General features: G+C 48.4%; 17 protein-coding genes. 7 read left to right on the top strand and 10 right to left on the bottom strand.

All coding sequences use genetic code 11. The annotated features are described in order from the left end of the window. Positions 1-34: 34 nt before the first annotated feature. Together D791_RS12840 and D791_RS12845 are read left to right on the top strand one after the other, a co-directional pair. Entirely contained in the window at positions 35-1,492 is a 1,458-nt protein-coding gene (locus D791_RS12840; protein WP_036512311.1) for an aminotransferase-like domain-containing protein, read from the top strand. 49 nt (positions 1,493-1,541) lie between these two features. Next, a complete protein-coding gene (locus tag D791_RS12845; RefSeq protein ID WP_036512314.1) occupies positions 1,542-3,323 on the top strand; it encodes an ABC transporter transmembrane domain-containing protein in 1,782 nt (593 codons plus the stop codon). 28 nt (positions 3,324-3,351) lie between these two features. Here D791_RS12845 and D791_RS12850 read toward each other — a convergent pair whose 3' ends face one another. The 3 genes from D791_RS12850 to D791_RS12860 all read right to left on the bottom strand — a co-directional run bounded on the left by D791_RS12850 (position 3,352) and on the right by D791_RS12860 (position 8,194). Beyond that, positions 3,352-4,347, bottom strand: a complete 996-nt coding sequence (locus D791_RS12850; protein WP_051514505.1) for a cytochrome-c peroxidase — start codon at positions 4,345-4,347, stop codon at positions 3,352-3,354. 133 nt (positions 4,348-4,480) lie between these two features. Continuing rightward, positions 4,481-6,919: a TonB-dependent receptor gene (locus D791_RS12855; RefSeq protein ID WP_036512319.1), complete on the bottom strand. Its 2,439-nt coding sequence runs from the start codon at positions 6,917-6,919 to the stop codon at positions 4,481-4,483. A gap of 69 nt (positions 6,920-6,988) precedes the next feature. Then, positions 6,989-8,194 (bottom strand): sigma factor, encoded by a 1,206-nt coding sequence (locus D791_RS12860; protein ID WP_036512321.1) that lies wholly within the window; start codon positions 8,192-8,194, stop codon positions 6,989-6,991. A gap of 329 nt (positions 8,195-8,523) precedes the next feature. Between D791_RS12860 and D791_RS12865 the strand changes: the two genes are divergently transcribed. Then, a complete protein-coding gene (locus D791_RS12865; protein WP_051514506.1) occupies positions 8,524-11,742 on the top strand; it encodes a DEAD/DEAH box helicase in 3,219 nt (1,072 codons plus the stop codon). 5 nt (positions 11,743-11,747) lie between these two features. On the opposite strand, the gene D791_RS12870 is transcribed toward D791_RS12865, so the two are convergent. The 7 genes from D791_RS12870 to D791_RS12895 form a co-directional block, all read right to left on the bottom strand. Next, the gene (locus D791_RS12870; RefSeq protein WP_202806874.1) at positions 11,748-12,794 is read right to left on the bottom strand and encodes an MFS transporter; all 1,047 of its coding nucleotides are present in this window, start codon (positions 12,792-12,794) and stop codon (positions 11,748-11,750) included. A gap of 14 nt (positions 12,795-12,808) precedes the next feature. Beyond that, on the bottom strand, positions 12,809-12,964 hold the full coding sequence (locus D791_RS20420; RefSeq protein WP_202806875.1) for a hypothetical protein: 156 nt from the start codon (positions 12,962-12,964) through the stop codon (positions 12,809-12,811). A gap of 246 nt (positions 12,965-13,210) precedes the next feature. Continuing rightward, the gene (locus D791_RS12875; protein WP_051514507.1) at positions 13,211-13,744 is read right to left on the bottom strand and encodes a Slp family lipoprotein; all 534 of its coding nucleotides are present in this window, start codon (positions 13,742-13,744) and stop codon (positions 13,211-13,213) included. An 86-nt stretch (positions 13,745-13,830) separates the two neighbouring features. Then, positions 13,831-14,049, bottom strand: a complete 219-nt coding sequence (locus D791_RS12880) for a VF530 family protein (RefSeq protein WP_036512323.1) — start codon at positions 14,047-14,049, stop codon at positions 13,831-13,833. Between the two features lie 130 nt (positions 14,050-14,179). Beyond that, positions 14,180-14,860, bottom strand: a complete 681-nt coding sequence (locus tag D791_RS12885) for a pseudouridine synthase (RefSeq protein WP_036512326.1) — start codon at positions 14,858-14,860, stop codon at positions 14,180-14,182. A gap of 45 nt (positions 14,861-14,905) precedes the next feature. Continuing rightward, positions 14,906-16,705: a protein adenylyltransferase SelO gene (locus D791_RS12890; protein WP_237748643.1), complete on the bottom strand. Its 1,800-nt coding sequence runs from the start codon at positions 16,703-16,705 to the stop codon at positions 14,906-14,908. A gap of 79 nt (positions 16,706-16,784) precedes the next feature. Continuing rightward, positions 16,785-17,363 (bottom strand): HAD family hydrolase, encoded by a 579-nt coding sequence (locus D791_RS12895; protein WP_036512328.1) that lies wholly within the window; start codon positions 17,361-17,363, stop codon positions 16,785-16,787. Between the two features lie 277 nt (positions 17,364-17,640). Between D791_RS12895 and D791_RS12900 the strand changes: the two genes are divergently transcribed. Genes D791_RS12900 through D791_RS19085 form a run of 4 tightly spaced genes read left to right on the top strand, consistent with a single transcriptional unit; the run spans position 17,641 to position 20,104 of the window. Next, positions 17,641-18,168 (top strand): GspH/FimT family pseudopilin, encoded by a 528-nt coding sequence (locus D791_RS12900; RefSeq protein ID WP_036512331.1) that lies wholly within the window; start codon positions 17,641-17,643, stop codon positions 18,166-18,168. Positions 18,169-18,183: 15 nt separating this feature from the next. After that, positions 18,184-18,648, top strand: a complete 465-nt coding sequence (gene pilV, locus D791_RS12905; RefSeq protein ID WP_051514508.1) for a type IV pilus modification protein PilV — start codon at positions 18,184-18,186, stop codon at positions 18,646-18,648. Then, positions 18,645-19,592: a PilW family protein gene (locus tag D791_RS12910; RefSeq protein WP_036512333.1), complete on the top strand. Its 948-nt coding sequence runs from the start codon at positions 18,645-18,647 to the stop codon at positions 19,590-19,592. The genes pilV and D791_RS12910 overlap by 4 nt, the downstream gene beginning before the upstream one ends. Further along, on the top strand, positions 19,592-20,104 hold the full coding sequence (locus D791_RS19085; RefSeq protein ID WP_051514509.1) for a pilus assembly PilX family protein: 513 nt from the start codon (positions 19,592-19,594) through the stop codon (positions 20,102-20,104). The genes D791_RS12910 and D791_RS19085 overlap by 1 nt, the downstream gene beginning before the upstream one ends. The last annotated feature ends 5 nt before the right edge of the window (positions 20,105-20,109 follow it).

A 20,109-nucleotide genomic window follows, 5' to 3' on the forward strand; every position in this document is an offset into this window, starting at 1 on the left:
TGTATTGTTGTTAAACTAGAACTGGGTGGTTGTTATGACGCGCTATGAAGAAGTCGCGGGTGTATTGCGGGAACGTATTGAGCATGGCCTTTATCGAGTGGGGGATCGTTTACCTTCTATCCGCGCAATGTGCCAAGAATTAGACGTCAGTATCTCAACGGCTCAAGAGGCCTATCGGCAATTGATGGATGCGGCGTTGATTGAGTCGCGGCCTAAGTCGGGCTACTTTGTACTGCCGCGCCAAGTGCCTTTGATATTACCCTCAGTGTCGCGCCCTGCACGACGTCCATTGGATATTTCGCAATGGGATCAGGTATTGGAGCTGGTTGCCGCCACTCAGCGTGATGACACGCGGTTGCTGTTGGGACGTGGAGTGCCTAATTTGGCATATGACACGCTTAAACCCTTGTCGAAAATTCTGTCCGGCTTACACCGAAGCAATGACTTGAATGGGTTCAATTACGATAAACTAAACGGCAGTCCTGAGCTTCGTCAGCAGGTGGCGCGTTTAGCCACGGCTTCCGGCTGTCTGTTGCATCCAGACGACATTATCATTACGACGGGGTGCCAAGAGGCGTTGGCGATTTCATTGCGGACGTTGACCCAACCTGGCGATGTCGTGGCGGTGGACTCACCGAGTTTTTACGGCACTATGCAGATACTGAAAGCCAATGGCTTAAAAGCGTTGGAAATACCCACCGATCCACAAACTGGCGTAAGCTTGGAAGCATTGGAGCTGGCGTTAGAGCAGTGGCCAATCCGAGCAATACAAGTTACGCCGACGTACAATAATCCGCTAGGGTACACCATGCCTGAGACGCGTAAGCGAGCCTTGTTTCAGCTCGCCCAGCGCTTTGATGTTGCCATCATCGAAGATGATATTTACGGTGATTTGGCATTTACACACCCTAGACCCCGCACTGTAAAGTCCTTCGACAAGGATGGGCGCGTTTTGCTCTGCAGCGGATTTTCTAAAACGGTAGGCCCTGGCTTGCGGGTGGGTTGGCTGGCACCCGGTCGCTACAGTGATCTTGCCTTGCATATGAAGTATGTTTCCACCGGCGCTTCGGCGACATTGCCGCAATTGGCGTTGGCAGAGTTTGTGGCTAAAGGGCATTACGAACGCCATCTTCGTTATGCTATTCGTCAATACCAGCGGCAGCGCGATATCATGATTAGCTGGGTGCAACGCTACTTTCCTAGAGGTTCGGGTATTAGTTACCCTCAAGGCAGCTTTCTGTTATGGGTTGAATTGCCTGCTGCTGTGGATTGTGTGAGCCTTAACGAACGCTTGGTAAAACACGCGATCTATGTCGCGCCCGGATCTTTGTTTTCAGCCTCTGGCAAGTATCGTCAATGTTTACGCCTGAATTATGCGTTTACTCTAACACCCGCTATAGAACGCGCAGTGCGGACGGTTGGCGAGCTTGCCTCAGAAATGGTGCTAGAGGCGCGACAGCATGAGGTGGAAGAGGCATCAAATCACGCTTGATCACGCTACACTCACAGTAATGTTTGTCTGCCATCTTCTCAGGAGCCACATGACTCAATTAAAAACACACCCTCGATTGTTATTGCGCTTGTCCGCTTTTTTGTTGCCTTACAAAATACAGATGACGGTGGCGGCCATTGCCTTAATTGTCGCAGCCGGGTGCGTGTTGTTGCTGGGGCAGGGGCTGCGGTTGGTTGTCGATAGAGGTTTTGCTGCGAATGACGTTCAGTGGCTGAATTTTGGTTTGCTGGTGACATTGGTTGTAGTTCTGGTGATGGCCATTGCGTCAGCCGCACGTTTTTACTATGTCAGCTGGATAGGTGAGCGTTTGGCGGCGGATCTTCGAGAACAGGTCTTCAAGCATTTGCTGACCATGGAACCTGAGTTTTTTGCTCGCAATGGTGCAGGTGAGATTCAAAGCCGACTGACAGCGGATACCACCGTTTTGCAAAGCCTATTTGGCTCGTCGATCTCCATGGCCTTGCGGAATCTGTTGACGTTTATCGGCGCACTAATTTTTCTGTTCATCACCAGCCCGCAGTTGACCTTGTTGGTGTTGGTGGGTATTCCAGTGACGGTGATACCGGTGGTTTGGTTTGGGAAACGTGTGCGCAGTCTGTCACGTTCCAGTCAGGATCGGGTTGCCGAGCTTGGGAGTTATGCGGGGGAAGTGATTCAAGGGATTGAAACGGTGCAGGCTTCGGTGCACGAGGCTGAAGATCAGCGTCATTATAAGCACCGAGTGGAGCAGGCATTTCAGAGTGCGCGGGCACGGATTGTTCAGCGTGCGTTGTTAACAGGCTTTGCGCTGATGGTGATTTTCTCGGCTGTTGGATTGATTCTCTGGCAGGGTGGGCATGCTGTGCTGGCGGGCCGAATGAGCCCAGGGGAGCTAACAGCTTTTGTGTTTTATGCCATGATCGCAGCAGGCGCTGTCGCCACTCTGGCCGAGGTTGCTGGAGAAGTGCAACGGGCGGCGGGTGCAGCTGAACGTTTGCTTGAGCTACTGGATGCGACGCCTAGTATTTTGCCCCCCTTATCGGTAACCCCTTTGCCTCAGCCTTTGCGTGGTGAAGTGGTTTTTCAAGGGGTCCGTTTTGTCTATCCCGCACGCCCAGAAACGTCGGTCGTCGATGAGGTGTCTGTGACGATCCAACCCGGTGAGCGTATTGCATTAGTCGGACCTTCGGGTGCAGGTAAATCCAGTTTGTTGAAACTGTTACTGCGTTTCTATGATCCGGTACAGGGTGAAATTCGCTTGGATGGCGTTAATATTAAAGCTTTGGATCCTCAAGCATTGCGCAGTTGTATGGCGCTGGTGGCTCAGGAAACGATCTTGTTTACGGGGACAGTGGAAGACAATTTACGGTTTGGTCGTCCCGACGCAACAGAAGCGAACTTAATTGAAGCGGCTATGCAGGCGCAGGCTTGGGAGTTTATCCAACGTTTGCCGCTAGGCTTAAAAACCCCTTTGGGTTCCGGTGGAATTCAGTTGTCGGGTGGACAGCGTCAACGCATGGCGATTGCGCGTGCGTTGCTTCGAGACCCTCGGGTTCTCTTATTAGATGAAGCGACGAGTGCACTCGATGCTCAGAGTGAGCAACTGGTTCAGGCCGCTTTGGATCAGCTCATGCAAGGGCGCACATCGCTGGTGATTGCGCATCGGCTGTCTACGGTGATTTCCGCCGATAGAATTTTAGTGATGGATCAGGGAAAATTGGTGGCATCCGGTACACACCAGCAGCTTTTGCAGCAGTCCGGTCTGTATCAACGTCTGGCCGCGTTGCAGTTTGGAGCAGAGACCCGTGTCGTTGATAGGGTGCAAGAATAACCTTTATACCGATCAACGCTTGTGGTCGTTAGGGTAACTCTTGCGGTGGTTTCATATAGGGCAGGTGGCCTGTTAGTGACAGCAAAAATGCTTTGAGGTCTGCTACTTCATCTTTGCTCAATTCAAGCGGTTGAATGAGGGAGGAAAGCTGCGCTAAGGGGAGGTCTAAGTGTTTGTCAGGCAGTGCTGCATTTTGCCACCAACCGATATTGTACAGCGAAAGTAACATGTCCAGGTCGCGAGCAAAACCATTGTGCATGTAAGGTGCTGTTTCGCTGATACCTCTGAGTGCTGGTGTCCGAAAGGCCCCCATGTCTCCAGTGTTCGCGGTGATGCGGTAGCGCCCAAGAAAATTGCCGACGCGTTCAAAAGAGGTCCCTAAATGATGATATTGTTGATCGCTTAGCAGGCTACCATGGTGACAGTTCATGCAACGTGCTTTGGTTCGAAAGAGATGCAGGCCGCGTATCTGTTCAGTACTGAGCGCCTGATAGTCACCCTTAAGAAAGCGGTCGTAGGGGGTATCGGTCATATTCACGCTGCGCATGAATGAGGCGATAGACGTTGCGATTCTATCAACCGTTATTTTGGGGTCACCAAAGGCCGCCTCAAACAAGGGTGAGTAGCCGTCTATCTTAGACAGTTTTTCGACTGAGATTTCAAGATCTCCGGCCATCTCGATGGGGTTGCTCCAGCTGGCAATGACTTGCTCCTCTAAGTTGGCTGCTCGACCATCCCAGAAGACCTCATGTAGAAATATGCTGTTGATAATACTGGGTGCATTCATATCGCCCTGTTGTCGGTTGTGGCCGATGGAAACTCGACGCCCATCGGCCCAGCCTAGGTCTGGATCATGGCATGATGCGCAGGCGATCTGATCTGAAGCAGACAGGCGGCGTTCAAAAAACAGCTGTTTGCCCAATACGACTTTGTCGGGTGTTAGTTGCTGCCATTCAGGGAGGCTGTCGAGACTGGGCAAGGGCGCGAGCTCAGCAGCCTCAACGCCCGGATCGATATTCGCCATAGGCCACAAGGACGGAGGCTGTCTGTAAGCTCGATCATTGGATCCGTTGCTGCCCTTGCTAGACTCACGAAGAGCAACACGGCAAGCAGGATTGTGACGCGGGTGGTGGATACTCTTCTCTGCATCGTCTTGCCTAAAACCTATACCCCAGTTCTAGCCAGTACTGGCGTCCCACTCCAAACAATTGGACATTCGATTCAGCACTCACGACGTTTTGATTGTCAGTGACATTGACGACATCAACGCGTAAATAGGGTGAGTTTTTTGACTCCAGTAAGCGGAAGTCTAGGCTCATGTCCCAACGAAGCGTACTGCCTTGTTTGTAAACATCGTATCGACTTAGACCTGTCGCTGTATCACGACCCAGGTTACGTAAGTAACGATAGCCATTCGTGAAGGCAAAAGCATTTCGCAATTGAATACGATCATTAGGGCTGCGAGTAATCAGGTCTAAATTGACACTGACGGGTGTGGCAAAATTACTGGCAGGTAGATCTCGCTTAAGGATGCGCTTACCGTCAAACCAAACCTCTTCATCGCCGTTGATGCTAGACAGATAGCCCGATGAATCATTGCCATAGGTTGTGTCAGTTTGTTTGTCCATCCAGGATGCAGAGGTATTGACAGCCCAATAGGCACCTAGCCATTCGGCTGGTGTTGAGCGCCAGTAGAGATCAATCTGGTGAGTACGACTGGACCCTGAGTTATCAAACCATTTGAGATCCTTTGCAGTGTCTTGCTGTGTACGTACCTGCCGTTCTCCGCGTCGTTCAACCATGACAAGACCCGCTTCACCGGATAATACGGGGCCACTAATGCCCAGATTAATTTCATCATCGTAAGGTGTATCGAGATCTTGGTAGAGCCAGCGGCGACTCAGGTCAACTGGCATAAACTCACCAGTAGGAGAGGTCCGTGAGGTTTCGACAATTAAATCACGCTCTTTTTCTCTGAGTCGGTAGGCTAAGAACGACTTGCCATAATAGCGGTTTGCGCCAGCACTGAGGCGGTAACGTTTATCGTCATCCAGATAAATCCCCCCACTTAATCGCGGTGCGACATTGGTATTCCCTAGCCAGGCATCTCGCTCAAGACGCAAACCCGTGCGCCAGAAAATACGTTGCTGATCGCTGTGCAATTCAGCAAAAGCCGCTGAGTTTAGGTTGGAAAATTGTGTTTTACCTGCTTGGTAAATGACTTGGCGGTATTTAAATTGATCCGCCGGAGACCAAGACCCCAGGCCTATTTGAGGAGGCAGTGGTTGGGTAAAATCTAGTCTGTATTCATTGAAAATAAAATCATTGAGTCGATTTTGACGGAAGTGAGTCCAGCGCAGTTCACCGCCATAATCAAAGCTTAAGGTATCAGCCAAGGGAGAACTGAATTTTAGTGTGGTATTAAGGGTGTGTTGTTCGTTTTCTAACTCACCATAGCCACCGATCATGCCGCCGTCATAGACCGTTGTGTTTTTGTACTGGTCCATAATATTTTTTTCAAAGTAGCGCTCATCTGAGCTGAGCCCTGCACTGACATTTAAATCCAATCCTGCAAACACTCCGATATCCCCTAAGCGAGTGGCACCCTGAATGCTGGTTTGGTCTTTGCGAAAGTTGGGCTGAAATTCACCTGGTAGTCCGACAGGCAGCTGGGCCGCCGCATCACCAAACGTACCCTGCTGCACAGGGTCAACATGAAAGGTTGTCCAGCTGTCACGGGTCATACGACGGCTGATGCTAAAGCTATCTTCACCTTGGTAGGCTTTGGTTTCTGCCTTGATCACCCCGCCTGTGAATCCTCCTTCACTTGCGGATGCATTTACGTCGATGACTTCTACGTGTTGCAGAAAGTCGCTATTGATAAAAATACTTTGCGAGTGGCCAGCAACACTGGTGTAATTACCCACCCCCTCACGCTGTGCAGGGTCCATTAGATTATCAATCGCGGCACCATCTAGCATCAGTTTGTTTTGATAGGGTGCGGCACCTCGGATGGAAAACTCGGCTGGTTTAATATCCCCTTGCTGTAAGCTGGAGCTGCTACGATCTGCAACCCGAACTGACGGGATGATACTGAGCGATTCTGCAAGATCCCCTCGCATGGCATTGCGCATTTCACCGCTTTCAAGAGATGAAAAACCTGAGCGAGCGTATCCACCTTCAACTCTCATTAGAGGCAATAAAACGGTTTGATCTGTATCTGTTTGACCTCTAGCGCGGATTAGAAAACCGCCACTCATGATGGGGGATGATTGGAGCCCGGTGCTAGACAGTAAAAGATCGAGGGCCTCTTGTACCGTGTAATGACCGGACAACCCCGCACTGAATTTACCCTCGACTAAATCGGTTGAGTAAGAAAGTAGAATGCCGCTTTGTTGACCCAGTGTATTGAGCGCTTGTCCTAAGGGACCTGCCGAAATATTCCAGTGACGGCTTGTTGATGCTTCCTGCATCGATGAGGCCATTACAGAGGAGGGGAGCATGCCCGCCGGGATACCGACACAAAGGGTACCGAGCAACAGCAAATGCGATATAGGTTTACGTTTAAAAGGTACAGCAATCACCGTGTATGACATGAATACATCCTCAAAGAAACGTCATTTACCTACCTTGACGGTTAAGAATGAAAATCAGTCCATCTTTTTTCATTTTTTAAGTTCCTTTGATGGATGCAGAGAAATCCAGTAGCGCGAGACGTGCTTTAACTGTATCGGCAGACTATAGCTGAGGCTTTCTAGGACGTTCTGGGTATCGTGGATTGGGTAACTCCCAGAGACTCTTAAGGTGTCTAGCGCAGGATCTAGCCGTATCACACCCAAGTGGTGAACAGACAGTTCATTAATAAACTGCCGTAGGGGCATACCTTCTGCGATTAGCATGCCATGTGTCCATGCCGCATCCGATGGGTGTATGGGGCGCTGTTCAAGTAGCTGATCTTTAGAAAAGGTTATAACGTGTCCAGTCGGGATGACGTGAGGTTGTGTGATTGGGCCGGAAAGCAACAAGACCTGCCCGGCTAGAACGGAGACTTCGGTTGTCGTTGCTAACTGACGCACATTGAACTCTGTGCCAACGGGCGTGAGTAGCCCTTGTTGTGTGGTAACGAACAAGGGTAGGCGTGGAGCACTTGAGTCCAGTGCCGCCGTGCGAATAAAAATTTCGCCCTGCAGTAAACGTATCTGTATATCCTCCAAGTTGCGCTCAAGTTGAATAATCGTCCGGCTATTGAGCTGTACGAGACTTCCGTTCATTAACTCAAGTGTCAGCTGCTCTCCTGTGTCCGTTTGGTGATAGGCCTGTTGGATCGTATGATCGGGTTGCTGGCTGAGCAGTAAACCGCCACCAACACCAACGCAGAGCAGCGTCAGCATTTTTACAGTACGCCTGCGAGTCTGCTGGGATGAGTTAAGTGTTTGGCGTGCAAGCTCGGTGGAGGCTGGAGAGAGTGCGGCAAAGTGTTTGTAAGTGACTTCAATCTGTTGCCAGGCGCGCTCATGATCAGGGTGTTCTCGGCGCCAATCAAGAATTCGATCCCATGTGTTTGGAGCCGCTTGGGTTTGCCAGTCCATTAAAAGCTCAATGGCATGTTGTGCCACCTGATCAGGTATGTCGTGTGTTGGCTTAAAGGCTTCAAGATAGGCGTCTTCAATGCGCTGATGTCGCCAATGGTCAATCAATACCCGCTTTGCAACGGTCATTAAGTAGGCTTTAGGTTCACGAGCATGCTGCCATTCATCTCGCTTCAATAAACGCACAAAGGTGTCCTGCACCAAATCTGCTGCTCTGTGGTTGCAGCCAAGCCGCTTGCATAGCCAACCCAATAACCATTGCCTGTTTTGACGGTAGAGCATACCTAAATCATTATGAGTCGAAGGTTCTTTAAGCATTATGAGGCAGTCAGGATGACGAAGTTGATGGATAGGACCCTGCGCTGGCTAATACACTGGCTAGCCTGTTACGGAATGCATTTGATCATATAGATATCTAATTATAAATGCAAATGATTAAGCTTAAGGTTTATCTTTAGTGATGAAAGGGATGTCTATCTGTTTTCACAGCTAAGGAGGGAAACAAATCCGTTAACTTATTTCGACTTAGCGTTCGTGTTTATCCTTGTTGAGCGTTACAATCGCAATCTATTGATAAAATGCCCACTTGTTTAAGGATTACATTGGTCACTATGCTCAACTTCACTATCACTGGCATCCAAAAAATGACGGACTCTGCAACCTTTCAGAGAGGGGTGGAGTATTTCAAGCAGAAGCGTGTGAAGATGCTAGGCTATGACGAGGCGAGTGAGACCTTTAGTGCACAGGTGAAGGGACGAGGCCGAAATCGTTATGATGTCGATGTGTTTATGACGGAGGATGGACCTTCATCTATCTGTACATGCCCAGTGACACTTGACTGCAAGCATGGCGTCGCCGCTGCACTTCATTGGTTATCAATTAAACCTAAACAGGTTGAGCACGCTGATGAGATCAAACAGGCGAATGCCAAAAAAAAGGGTACCACTGCTTGGCGGGAGTGGCTAGATGCTTTGCCCTTGTCGGATCGCGCCGCTGCTTTAGCACCGATTCCCAGTCGCTTCTATCTACTGTATTTTTTGAATAAGGCCGCATCTGACCAATGGTTTCTGAGTCTTCGTAAGGCCTATTTGCGACAGGATGGAACGTGGAGTCAGATCAGTCGCTATACTCCGGAACCTTACAGCTTGATTTATAGAGCACCGGAGTTCATGTCTCCAATTGATGTGCAGATATTGCGTCTTTTAATGGGCTGCGCGCAAGGCCCTTCAGGTTTTCAGATTGAAGGGGAGTCAGGGGCATTCCTGCTGGACCAAGTACTCAGTACTGAGCGCATGTATCGGGTGGAAGCGTCGAATTCAGTGTTATTGCCTATCCAATTACTTCCAACAACAACTCTAAGTTGGCGCTGGGAAGAGGGGGATGAAGGACAGCACTTATTGCCTGAGGTGCAGGATGCCAGCCGCTGGGAACTCCTGCCCGTTAATCCACCGCGCTATATGGATTTAGAACGCAATGGTATCGGAGTGCTACAGTCGTTACTCGATAGTCAGCAAATCACACACCTTCTTCAGTTGCCGCCTATCGAACCTGCACAAATGGCTGAATTTAGTGCGACATTGCGCTGTTATCTGACTCCAGAGCAAGTTCCGCTCCCTGAAGAGGTCGATACAGTTATTGAGAATACACCAATTCCGTGTTTACGAGTGTTCGTGGGAGAGGTTGATGGCGGTGTTCTTTTGCCAGGTGTCCTCGTCGCATTTGATTACGGTGGCTATCGAGTTGGTCTTGATTTTGATGCCATGATCTCTACCCAGCCTGAGGTGTGTGTACACAATGGCAAAACCTACCTTGTTCAACGAGATGTGTCTGCTGAGGAGGTTTGGCTTCAGCAGTTGCTATCCTATGAGTTGGGATTGGTAAGGCGGATGGGCGGCTTTCGCGATGTTTGGGTGCCCAAAAATCCTAATGGCCGTCAGATGTTGCATGATTGGCAAGCCTTTATGGAGACGGGGCTGTCTGACTTAGAAGCTCAAGGCTGGCAGATTGAGATTGACCCGGATTATGCATTGCCAGTGCAATCGGCGGCATTTGATATTCATCTTCTTGATGGTAAAAATAATTGGTTCAATTTTGCATTGAATCTGCCCGTTGATGATAAACGAAGTCTGAGTACACAGGATATTGTTGCACAATGGCTAGAAGAGGGCAGTCCGGATGAACTCTGTTTGCCTTTGACCGATGGCTGGATACGAATTGATACGAAACCCTTGAAGTCCTTGTATAGCTTGATTTTAGAGCTTTATTCGCAAAATAAACTCGATAAACCTGTCTCCTTACCCCCTTTTCAGGCAGCACAGTTGGCTGACACGTTGGAATTGGATGAGCGTCAGGCACCGCTCACCACCAAGCTTGTCAAACAACTTAAAAGCTATGCTGGGCTAGAAGAGTTACCTTTATCTACGCATGTTCAAGCACAATTGCGCCCCTACCAGCAGCAAGGCTTGAACTGGTTGGGGTTTTTACAAGCGTATGGATTTGGTGGCATTCTGGCGGATGATATGGGGTTGGGCAAAACGCTGCAGACTCTTTGTTTGATTCAAAGCTTGAAAGACAAGAAGCGCTTATATAAGCGGCCTGTTCTAGTGGTGGCACCGACCAGTTTGATGGGCAACTGGCAACGCGAAGCAGCTCAGTTCACCCCTGAGTTAAAAACCTGTTTGATTCATGGTTCGAACCGCGCCACACAGTTTGATCAAATCAGTAAATGTGACTTGGTGATCACCAGTTATCCGCTGCTTTTGCGTGATGCGGATCGCTATAAAAAGCGTAAGTTTTCGCTACTTGTGCTGGATGAAGCGCAGGCGATCAAAAACCCCAATACTAAGGTTGCTCAGCAGGTTCGCACTCTGGATGCAGCCAATCGCCTTTGTTTAACGGGAACGCCCTTGGAGAATCATTTGGGTGAACTCTGGGCCTTAATGGATTTTGCAATGCCAGGGCTTCTTGGAGGTTTAAAGTCGTTTAATCAATTCTATCGCCATCCCATTGAGCAGGAAGGGGATCGTTTGTCGCAGCAAGCACTTGCGAAGCGGGTAGCGCCTTTCATGCTGCGTCGAACCAAAACAGATGTCGTACAAGAGCTGCCACCCAAGACGGAAATCATTCAGTATGTGGAGCTCGAAGGACAGCAGCGTGAGCTCTACGAGAGTATTCGCATCAGTATGGAACAACGGATTCGACAATTAGTGGAGACGAAAGGTTTGGCTCGCAGCCACATTGAGTTTCTTGATGCGCTTCTGAAACTGCGCCAAGCCTGTATTGACCCTCGACTGGTAAAGCTGGACAAGGCTGCTCAGATAGAGGGAAGTGCTAAGCTGGATTGGCTGCGGGATACATTGCCTGAGTTATTAGACGAAGGGCGGCGAGTGCTGATTTTCTCGCAATTCACCGCCGTATTGGGGTTGCTAGAGGTCTTGTTAAAAGAGCTGAATGTGGAGTACAGCAAGCTGACAGGCCAGACGCGAAAGCGCCAGGAAGCAATCGACAGTTTCCAATCTGGCGATGTTCCGGTGTTTCTGATTAGTTTGAAAGCCGGAGGCAGTGGTTTAAACCTGACGGCGGCAGACACCATTATTCATTTGGATCCTTGGTGGAATCCAGCGGTTGAGCAACAAGCCACGGATCGTGCGTACCGTATAGGCCAAGATAAGCCTGTGTTTGTGTACAAACTGGTTGCAGCGGATACGGTGGAAGAGCGTATCCAGCAGATGCAACAGCAAAAGCAGGCATTGGCCGATGCCTTGTTTGATGAAACAGGTCGTGCAGGTATACCAACGGATCAAGAAACCTTGTTGGCTTTGTTGGCTTAAGGCCTCTATTTATCTAGGCGTTTTTTATATACCAGAGGAATAAAGCTCAGTATTTGCAAGGCGATGAGTCCGGCGAATGCCATGCGTAATGAACCGGACATGGATACGCCGTTTTGCTGAAGAATATCCAGCGCAATGCCCAGTCCCCACTGAACAATAAAGGCACCTGCGAAAGCCATCAGATTGATGGCAGTGCTGACTCGTCCAAAGGCGGATTTAGGGAAGTTAGCCGCTGTTGCAATATAGGTTTGTGCATTGGCGGCTGATAGCATGCCAAGCATGAACCAAAAGACTAAAATCGGACCCCAACCGGACAAAATCAAGCCTTGCACAATCAGCATCAAGCCATAGCCTATTTGCATAAAGTTCAGTGGAGTGATGCCTCGTTGGCTCAGTCTTGTCCCAAAGATACCAACCGAGAGTTGTCCCGTTAACATGCCAAGATTGAGCGTCATTAAATAGCTGGCCGCTTGACTAAGGGATAAGCCATTGACGTTCATGAGCCAAGGCACAGCCCAAAGACTTTGCATTGCCATGAAACCGCCTGTAAAGAAAGTTGCAGAGCCTGCAAATCTCAGGAAGTCTGGTGCCACAAAGATTTTTCCGACCGATTTTAATGTGGCGCTAAGCGATTCCCGTGAGGTTTGTTGAGCATCCCCAGGGAGGGCGATAAAAACAAAGACTGACAAGGCGGCAGCAATACATGCAATGAGCCAGAACACACCGCGCCATCCAAGGAAGGGAAGCATGGCCTCCATCGGCGTGCTGGCGGTCAATGCGCCCAACGCACCGGCGGCCATAATATAGCCCGTCATTGAGCTTTGACGCTCAGCCGGGTACCACATAGCAAACCCTTTTAGGCTCGCCATCAAACAGGCCGACACGCCGAAGCCGATTAGTGCCCGTGCCAAGGTTAATTGTCCCAATGAATTCCCCATTGCAAAGGCAGCAGAACCACCAGCCGCCAGGAGCAATAGACAGCCTAGAACTCGCTTGGGTCCATAACGGTCCAGTGCAATGCCGAGCGGAATTTGTGCGATACCAAAGGTCAAAAAGTAGGCGCTGGTTAATAAGCAAGATCCGCTGCAGACAGGGCTAGATCCCTTGTCAGTTCGGGCGAAATGACGGCATTTACGGTCCGTAACAGGTAAGAAAGATAATAGCCCAGAGCAAAGGGAAGAAAGATCATCACCCAGGTCGTTGGACGTTGACTTAATGACATGGTTTAAATCCTGAAATAGCTGCTGTGGCGCGACCGAATAACCTTTAGGTGCGTCATCGTCTGAAAGGAGACCTAACATAACCGATTTTGGTGTGAGTAGGCCATGGCAAAGAGCATAAATTAAATTGATGGACGTCGCGTAGAGTCCTTATGCAAGTGTTATCCAACCTACATAGGGCTCCTTCAATAGGATTGATCTGATGCAGAGAGTCTGCCAACTTCAGGTAAATTAATGCAAGTTAGCGACTAGTCAGATCTTTTCGAATCGGCGGGTACGACGATGATCGGCCGCATCATAAGGCTTCTGTGTAGAAAAAAGGGATCGCAATTGCATTGTTGGGTTGGAGACTCTTTAACCTCAGGCCAAAGATGCAGGTGTTGGGCATGGAGTACCGGAAACACGTAAGATTGCTCTCCTACCTTATCGTCTTCAGTGGTTGAGAAATTGCCCAAGGCTGTGACGAGGCGACCTGGCACATAAATAGCGGGGTCGATAAATCCAGATACTAAAATACGGAATCGACCACCGCTGGTATCTGATTTCACTGGACGACCTGTGCTGTTCAATGAAAACTCAACCACTTCCAGTAGGCTACCTTCCTGTAGGTTATGTATTTTGGCAATCTCACCGCCCCAACGCACATTTTGGCCCGTTGGTCCATTCGTCGCTGTCGCTGAAAAAGGCAGGAGTGCTTGTTCAGTATTTGTTTGCAAATCGGAGGGAATCGAAGCACAGCCACTGATCACAAGGGCGGTTAATAAAAGCATCATACGGTTCATGTCGAAGGCTCCTGTGACGATACATTAGTCGATGTGTGATTTATCGAATAGCGCGTAAAACCCAGTCATTCTGAGGCTGGAAGATGTCAAGCAAAGGTGTTGATATACAGAGATTCTACTTTGTCTCTAGCCCACTGGGTTTTGCGTAAAAACTTGAGTGACGATTTGATTGATGGATCCTTGTGAAAGCAGTTGATATTGATGTGTGCATGTAAACCCTCCCAGCCATAATGCTCGACCAAGCGAGTGACGATTTTCTCGAGACTTAAACCATGTAAAGGGTTGTTCGGTTGCTCTTGGTTCATTGTGTCAATCCGGTTGTCATTTTTAAAGGCGATGCGTAGGTCCATCGCTGGCTACAAAGAACAAATTCTAACAGAGATGTTTGAGTATTCGGCCTAGTCGCCGAAAAAACAAATAATACACCTTGTGCATTTAGAGTAACTGCCATTCACCAACCTTTAAATCAGGCGGTAAAGTGTAATTTCCAATTGCAACTCGGTGCAGTTTAAGTACAGGGTTGCGAAACCGACCAAACATACGCTTTATTTGGTGGTATTTACCTTCGGTTAGTACGACTTGTGCTTTGTTTACTGAAAGAATTCTTAGTAAAGCAGGTGCGGTGATGTGGTTTTCATACTCAAAATACATGCCTTGTGCAAAAGCGGTAATGTAGTCCTCAGTAATCGGGTGCTCGACTTCAACTTCATAGACTTTATTCACCTTATGCTTAGGATCGGTCAGTGCACTCGACCAGCGTCCGTCGTTGGTGAGTAAAACCAGCCCAGAGCTGTTTAAATCCAGTCGACCTACGATATGCAACTCATTTTTTTGAGGGTGCTCGATTAGGTCAATGACCGTTTTATGCTGAGCATCTTTCGTCGCGCACACCACACCAATGGGTTTGTGTAACAGAATGTAGATAGGCTGGTTGTTTTGCAGCACCAGCCCATCGTAATCAATTTGGGTAAATTGATTCACCAACCGAGAGGGATCATCGCAAAGTTCATTGTCGACGTTTACCCGTCCTTTAACGAGGTCCAGCCGTATTTGTTTTAGTGAGCGCTGCAACCTGCGTGCTAAAAAACGGTCGAGTCGATTAGATGCGGCTGCCATTAATGATTGCTCATACTTGATACGTGTCGCCGAATACTTCGTCTGTCACGACGAACAACTATAATGCGACAAACCACCCACCTCAAAAAATGCAGCGGGTTGCAGTCGGTAATATTTATCGTCCACATCCTTTGACTTCTCGGTATAGGGCTGTGTCATGACGTCTTGAATTTCTCGAAGAAGAGCGTAATCCCCATCACTCGCTTGCTGATAAGCAGGTGCCACCTGCCATTCCCGTAAAGTGTATTTAGGATTAACGCATTTCATCTGACTGGATATTTCATCACGAGAGAGTTGTGGTGTTCTTTCCGCGATCAGTGATGTCCATTGAGTGAGCCAATCGGCCCAGCGCGCATCCAATTGTTGTGACTCTGATTTAGACATGGCCTCCGTGTAGAAACTTTTTGTAAGGGGCATCATATCATTAGGTAGATTAGAGAGCTCGCGGAAGAAGATCGTATAATCAACGGGCGTTTGTAGCATAAGCATGATGAGTTCGTTGAATAGCTCAGCGTTAAATGTATTGAGGCCCAGTTTGGCAGCCCACATCTTTTCCAGCTTAGTTTGCATAACCTCTGTAAAGCCTTCTTGAATCTCATCAAGTTGGACCACAGCCTCTGAATGAGTTTCAAGCAAGGGGCGCAAGGCCGAGCAAAACATTTGAAAGTTTCGTTCTGCCGCCATGGGTTGGTTAAAGAACGAAAAATGGCGTCCGCCACCTGTCCAGGGTTGGAAGTAGGGGTGGAATGCCTGACAGAAACCATACGGGCCGTAATCAAGGGTGAAGCCACCAGCGGCACAATTATCGCTGTTAAAATTGCCCTGACAATAGCCGACACGGATCCAGTTTGCCACCAGCGAGGTTAAACGATCACGAAACGCTCGTGCGAGTAACAGTATTTTCGCCTCCAGACTGAGCGATGGGTCGATGACCTGACTGTATTCTCGATCAATTAAATGAAGTACGAGTTGTTTCAGCTCAATCATAGCTTGCGGGTGTTCCTGTTTTCGGGCTCGACGACCAAAGAGTTCGAGTTGACCCACCCGAATAAACGAAGGCGCGACACGCGTTGAGATGGCAACAGGTTCCATTACCCATCTATCCGGATCGAGAGAGTGTGACCCCTCTGAATACCAGGGCCGCTTAACTTTTTCTGACTTTGAAACATACAGGCTTAAAGACCGTGACGTAGGAACGCCAAGCGCATGCATATGCTCTTGTGCTAGGAACTCCCGAACGCTAGATCGCAAAACAGCTCGGCCATCAGCACCACGGCAGTAGGGCGTTCGACCACCCCCTTTTAATTGCATTTCCCACCGACGCCCTTTGATCACAGCCTCAAGTATTGAAATAGCGCGTCCATCGCCGTATCCGTTACCCGTTTTGAAAGGGCATTGCTGAGTGTATTCAGTACCGTAAATGGACAGCGCGTAGCCACAGGCCCATCCGTGGTCACGCATGGGTTCAGGGACTTGGCTTATATCACCAGAGAATAGGCGCAGGAAGGCTTCGGATTGCGCGAGGTCATCAGCAAGTCCCAACTCTTGAAAGAAGTCTTTACTATGTGCGACGTATTCAGGGTTTTCGATAGGAGTGGGTTTAACAGGGACATAATGACCGGAGAAAACCTGTCGTGGATTGTGATCCACTCCATCGACGGTTGCATCAGGATCGCAATTGAGAGCCTCTAACAGTGAATAATTGGTCAGTTTGGCAAGGTCATCAAGCGTTGCAATGGTTGGAGCGTTTTTTTCAGCAGTATTAGGCCCGTTATGCGACTGGGAGTCATCCGGCTTTAACTCATTATCTGCGGTGGTAGACCCTATTTTATTATTTGCTTTCAATTGAATAACCCTGGATTTGGCAGTAATGGATTTTATCGCTGGCTCATTGGACTCAAATTAACAGTTATTTGTCTATGAATCACTTAAACATGGCTTGGTGCAGTAAATCAAAATGCTCAAACGTGTAGTCCGCTAGGTGATGATAGTCCGGTAAAGAAGGATAGTTAATTAAGCAAGAGTGCATCTTTGCGTTCCGACCCGCTTCTAAATCGTACTTGTAGTCGCCGACCATCAACATTGAATAGGTGGAGAGTCCGAAGTCGTTTGCAATCTGGAGCAAGGCGCTAGGGTCGGGCTTAGGTTTTGAGTTTTCCCGAGTGATGACACGGTGAATAGGGATTGAGTTGCGCTTGATTTTTACCCTTGTAGGGTGATGCGAGTTTCGAGTCACGATCGCCATGGGTATATTCTCAACGAGGCATTGATCGACAAAAGCCCGAGCGCCTGGCATCCACTCACTGCGTTCAGCATCGCGTAATTCGTGGCGATGAATAATGCTCATAGCTTCGTGTTGTTTCTGTTCAGGCAGGGATTTCAAAAAACACAACACGTCCTCATGATCAGGGCAGCCAATTTCATGCTTAATGGCCAAAAAGTCGAGAGATGAGGTCACCAGTGTACCATCTAGATCGAAAATTATGCCCCGAATGTGCTTCATTGTATGGCCTCGCATTGTCTTGGTTTAAAGAGTTTATCATTCATGTTGGTTATGAGCTAAAAAAAGGTACGCTTTTGACTAAGCTATGGGTTCTTTTTCAGAGCGTAATCCTGCAGGGGAAAAGGACGGATTGAAGGGAATCGCTGCGTTATTTTCTAACTGCACATGCCTGTAGGGATCAGAGTGTCGCTTGAGGAATGTGGGTGAGTTATATTTGTTCATTATCAAATTTTTTTGATCTATACTACGGAAAGATCTTGTTTGAAACAGTGAGCGTATGAAACGTCATCAAGGCCTTACCTTAATAGAATTGATGGTTAGCATCATGGTGCTTGCGATTCTAATCACAATTGCTTTACCCAATTACCAGACATTTGTTCTGAGTAATCGTGTTAATTCGCAGATTAATGAAATTCATGCAGCCTTGTCGTTGGCACGCTCTGAGGCGATTAAACGTAATACAAGCTTTTCATTTTGTAAGGCGGACTCTGAGACAGCAATAGCCTGTTCCACCGTTGCGGGTCCTTGGCGTTTTTGGCTCCTGAGAGATAATCAGTCTAATCAGGTCAGTATGCGCGGTGATATCACTCCGGGAATATTGCAGGTTCAATCCAATTTAAACGGGAACCGTATTGATTTTAGAGGGAATGGTTTTGCGTATGAAGGCCGTAATTTACTCTCTTCTAACCCCCAACCTTGGATCGAAGTGTGTTCAGTGGCACTACCTGAGCGGACTCGAAGAGTGGTTTTAGGGATATCCTCCCAGCAAATCATGACATTGGATCCAGTTAAAGCCGTGTGTTAAGGAGACGCCCCTTCAATGCCAATCAAATTGCGAACAGTTCGGTACTTCTCTCAACATGGGGCTGGTCTTTTAGAAATACTCATTACCTTACTATTGGTGACTGTCGGAATTTTAGGCTTCGCATCGCTGCAAGTCTCTGCGCTTAAACAAAGTCAAAGTGCGATGGATCGCTCGTTAGTGGTGGGTCAAGTATATTCGATGGTCGATATGATGAGGGCTGATTCTCAAACACAGGACTATTCAGTCTATAACGTTGCCTTGTCCGCATCGACTCCGTCTGGCAGTTCCTATCAAGCACAAGCTGTTCAGGTGTGGAGGCGAAACTTATCCACTCAACTTAACGGTGCGCGAGGGCAAATCAGTTGCGTCGTTCGTGCATGTCAAATCACGGTAGAGTGGGATGATTCCAGAGCTGCACTAAACGAATCTGATGCAAAAGCCCTAGCCGTTTCTCAATTTTCGGTTGATATAACGTTATGACTTTAAATCGAAACAAACTTGAAAGATGTTTGTTACCCATCTACAGCAAAGGAATTTCATTAATCGAGTTAATGATTTCAATGTTGCTTGGATTGGTCCTAGTGGGTGCTATTACCTCAGTGGTTTTAGCCAATATTGAAACGTTTAAAACCAATCAAACCCTTGCAGAAGTGCAAGACCGCGCTCGCTTGACGTTTGAAATCCTTGCGCGAGAAGTCAGAGAAGCAGGCTCAACAGGATGTGCTCCCGATGAGCCATTGGAAAGCTTGCTAACCAACACACCGTCACCCTGGTGGGCTGGAGCATCTTGGAATGACGCATTAACCGTATATCCGGCGAATGTAGCGAGTCCAGCCGTGGCATTTGGTGATCAAGTTGGGGAGCGGATAAACGGCACGAGTGCTCTGATGATCAGAAGAATGGCAGATGATCCCTGGATAGTGACTGAAAGGCTTGCTTCAGGCTTTAGAGTTATTTCTGATTTGAGCACATCCGAGCATGATGTGTCCGTGGGCGATGCCTTAATGGCGTGTGATGCCGGTGGAGTCGCTTTGTTTAATGCTACAGCCCCAACGGGTACGAATAAAAAATCAATTTTTTTTGATGCGTCTTTAAATTTGTCATCCTATACCTTACCGCTTCTTGGATTTTTGCATGCTGAAACTTGGTACGTTGGTCATTCGCCCAGTAACTCAAGTGGCAGAGCATTGTTCCGGGTAAGGCTTGATGGAAGCAATAGTGTGATAGATGAAGTTGTCCCTGGCGTGACGCAGCTCAATATTCGTTCTTGGGCAGGAAACGCAAATGTGATTGAAATTGCCTTTGGTCTAGAGTCAATTTCGCATCCGTCTCAACGTATTGAGCGATCATTAATGTCGGAAACAGACTTTTGCAATGATGTAGGTTCTCAAGGATTTTGCTATACAATCGCGAGGCGAAACTAATGCAAAGGCAAGCGGGTGTTTCTTTATTAACCGCGTTGGTGATGTTGTTGATCTCGACTGTTTTAGGTCTGTCGGTCATGCGCTCCACACTATTTCAAGAACGAATGGCAGGCAATCTACAAGAGCGCTCGTTTGCGTTTCAGCGCGCTGAGGATGCGCTAAATGATGCAGAAGCACTCATACTGCAAGAAGCAAAAAAAGATATTCATGCATTCATCTCCTCAAATCAGGTTATAAACTGCACTCTAGTCTCGAATGACTGTTCTGCCAGTATGCCGGATCAGAAAGAGAAGGGGTGGGTGAGTGCGGGCCCTTCTGGAGCCGAGTACATGATTCAATACCTTGAAACACGTGCATCAAAGGATTTATCGAACTTAACCCAGTCCTCCACTCAAAACTATGGCGAGTCCGCCAAAATCCCAACTCGATATTTTAGAGTGACGAGCGTGAGTGGCTCGGTTGGGGATGAGCGTGGAAGAGTGATTTTACAAATGATGGTAAAACTTCAGTGAGAACT

Origin of the sequence: Nitrincola nitratireducens, from assembly GCF_000585235.1 — a bacterium.
Lineage (GTDB): Bacteria > Pseudomonadota > Gammaproteobacteria > Pseudomonadales > Balneatricaceae > Nitrincola > Nitrincola alkalisediminis.